The 2,842-nt window shown below is 61.7% G+C and carries 3 protein-coding genes; all 3 read left to right on the forward strand.

Annotation, left to right across the window (positions count from 1 at the left end; genetic code table 11):
* Positions 1–981: 4Fe-4S dicluster domain-containing protein (locus tag VJX68_RS02150; protein ID WP_324093993.1), on the forward strand; the 981-nt coding region annotated here is incomplete at its 5' end.
* Between the two features lie 8 nt (positions 982–989).
* Positions 990–1,805 (forward strand): FAD/NAD(P)-binding protein, encoded by an 816-nt coding sequence (locus tag VJX68_RS02155; protein ID WP_324093994.1) that lies wholly within the window; start codon positions 990–992, stop codon positions 1,803–1,805.
* Positions 1,802–2,578, forward strand: coding sequence for an NADH-quinone oxidoreductase subunit B family protein (locus VJX68_RS02160; protein WP_324093995.1), 777 nt, complete (start codon positions 1,802–1,804; stop codon positions 2,576–2,578). The genes VJX68_RS02155 and VJX68_RS02160 overlap by 4 nt, the downstream gene beginning before the upstream one ends.
* Positions 2,579–2,842 lie beyond the last annotated feature (264 nt).

The following is a 2,842-nucleotide window of genomic DNA, read 5'->3' on the forward strand; positions in this document are numbered from 1 at the left end:
AAGCTATCCGACCTGGCGGTCGCGCTACGCGATACGCAGGAGCCCGGACGCTATCGGCTCGTGCAGGGCGCGGCCGGAGAAATATTCGGAGTGGTGAATGGAGCGGGCTCGCTCAAACCGTTTTTTTTCGCGCCCGAGGAAACGCTGCTTGAAGTAAAGCGCGAGCGGCGCGGCTTCAAGGTCAGCGAAGTAGTGCCGGCGGCGGCACGTCTCGCATTTATCGGCGTGCGCGCGTGCGACCTGGCGGCGCTCGCCGTTCAGGATCGTGTCTTTCTGCACGACCGCTTTCACGACACGCACTACCAGGCGCGGCGCAAGGATGCGTTTCTGGTCGCCGTCAACTGCACTCGCTCCGCGCCGACCTGCTTTTGTGTCTCGATGAAAACCGGCCCGGAAGCGACGACCGGGTTCGATCTTTCGCTGACCGAGTTGGAACAAGGCTTTGTGATGCGCGCCGGCTCAGCCGCCGGTGAAGCGATCGCAGCGAAGCTCGGCTTGAGCGGCGCCGGGCACGATGAAGTCGCGTCGGAAAGAGCTCGGATCGACGGATGTGTTGCCGGCATGCAGCGCCGCCTCGATACCGCGGACCTGCCGCGCCTGCTCTACGATGAAGCCGAGAACCCGCGCTGGAAAGACGTCGCGTCCCGATGCCTTTCATGTACGAACTGCACCATGGTCTGCCCGACCTGCTTCTGCCATGCCGTGGTTGGCCAGGAAGAGATAGACGGCAACATGAGCCGACGCGTGCGCAAGTGGGACTCGTGCTTCTCCCTCGAGCACGCGCATATCCACGGAATCAACTTCCGACCGCAGATTGAGCACCGCTACCGCCAGTGGCTCACGCACAAACTGGCTTCGTGGATCGATCAGTTCGGCACGTCGGGATGCGTCGGATGCGGCCGGTGCATCACCTGGTGCCCAGTGGGCATCGATCTGACCGAGGAAATCAAGGAGATCCGCGCCCATCCGGTGAAGGGGTGACTCCTTACATGATATATCCCGCGCGCATCACTGCGCGCCGCACTGAGGCCGCCGGCATCTACACCTTCACCATGCGCTTCCTCGACAATGACGTGAGACGTGCGTACAGCTTCAAGTCGGGGCAGTTCAACATGCTCTATGCTTTCGGCGTCGGCGAGGTTCCGATTTCGATCGTCTCCGACCCGGCCGATTCCGAAAACCTTGAACACACGATCCGCATAGCCGGGCGCGTCACAGGCGTGATGGCTGGATGGAAAGTCGGCGACGTGGTGGGAATCCGCGGTCCGTTTGGCAACGGATGGCCGGTCGAGCAGGCGTGTGGGCGCGACGTGGTGATCATAACCGGTGGTCTCGGATGCGCGCCGGTTGTCGGGCTTATCAACTACATATTCCGACGTCGCGACCAATACGGCGACTTGCACATCCTGCACGGCGTGAAGACACCGAACGATCTTCTGTACCGTGAGCGCTTCGACGAATGGCGCCGCGCGCCGCGCACCAGGGTTTACCTCACGACGGATAAGCCCGACAAAAGCTGGCACTACAAAATCGGGGTAGTGACCGAGCTCTTCGACGAACTCACGGCGCCGCCGTCGTCGATCGTGATGATGTGCGGACCGGAGGTGATGATGCGGTTTGCGGCGCGAACCCTGCGGCATAAGGGTATTAACGAGGAAGCGATCTACCTCTCGATGGAACGGCGCATGGAGTGTGCGGTCGGACTCTGTGGCCATTGCCAATACCGGGAGCACTTCGTGTGCAAGGACGGCCCCGTGTTTTCGTATCGCACGGTCAGGGAGCTGTTCGGAACATCGAACCTATGAAGCCTCGCGTCGCAGTATTCAAGTTCGCCTCGTGCGATGGATGCCAGTTGCAGTTCCTCAACGCCGAGGACGAACTGCTCAAGCTCGCGGGACAAGTGGACTTCGTCTATTTTCCCGAGGCGCGGAGCCGCGCCCTCGAAGGGCCGTACGATATCGCTTTCGTCGAGGGCAGCATCACCACTCCCGACGATGCGCGCCGCATCGTCAAGGTGCGCGAGGAAAGCCGCTTTCTTGTCACGATCGGTGCTTGCGCTACCGCGGGTGGAATTCAGGCGTTGCGCAACTGGGCTGATATCGAGCAGTACAGGCGCGTCGTCTATCCGAGCCCCGAGTTCATCTCGACGCTCTCCACCTCGACCCCTGTCTCGGAGCACGTTCGCGTGGACTTCGAAGTGTGGGGTTGTCCCGTCGACAAGCATCAGCTGCTTGCGGTGGTACGATCGCTGTTGTCAAAAGCGCAGCCGGTTCTGCCGGCGTACAGCGTGTGCATGGAATGCAAGCGGCGCGGCAATGTATGCGTGGTGGTTGCGCGTGGCGAGCCGTGCCTGGGCCCGGTGACGCGCACGGGATGCGGCGCGCTGTGCCCCGAGTTCAACCGAGGATGTTATGGATGTTTCGGGCCGGCTGACGATCAGAATATGGAATCGTTCGCACAATTGCTGGCCAGGTTGGGGATTACGGGCGACGATGCGATGCGCCGCTTGCGCGGAATAAACGGTTACGTGCGGCCATGGCGGGAGACTGCGGATGCCATCGCGGCGGGCAAAAAGTAGAACCATTCAGGTCAACTACCTGACCCGCGTCGAGGCTTCGACGACCAAGACAGAGCGGTTGGTTGGATTGGCGGCATCAAGCATTACGGCGGACACACATGGGAGCTTCGGCGACTCTCGGCTCCCGAGCTTGAGCGCGCGGTAGCGATCGCCGCGCGACACATCCTGAGCGATCGGGCGGGACTGCTGGAGGCGCTTGAGAAGTCAGGAATCGATTCGCCCGATCTCAGAGCCACTCTCGAATCGGCGTCGAATTTCTCGCGG

The sequence above is a fragment of the Binatus sp. (SeqCode) genome, assembly GCF_035272065.1.
GTDB lineage: Bacteria > Desulfobacterota > Binatia > Binatales > Binataceae > Binatus.

Excerpts from the sequence above, each read along its gene's own strand:
- VJX68_RS02160 (WP_324093995.1), top strand. The coding sequence starts at position 1,802 with ATGAAGCCTCGCGTCGCAGTATTCAAGTTCGCCTCGTGCGATGGATGC.
- VJX68_RS02155 (WP_324093994.1), top strand. The coding sequence starts at position 990 with ATGATATATCCCGCGCGCATCACTGCGCGCCGCACTGAGGCCGCCGGC.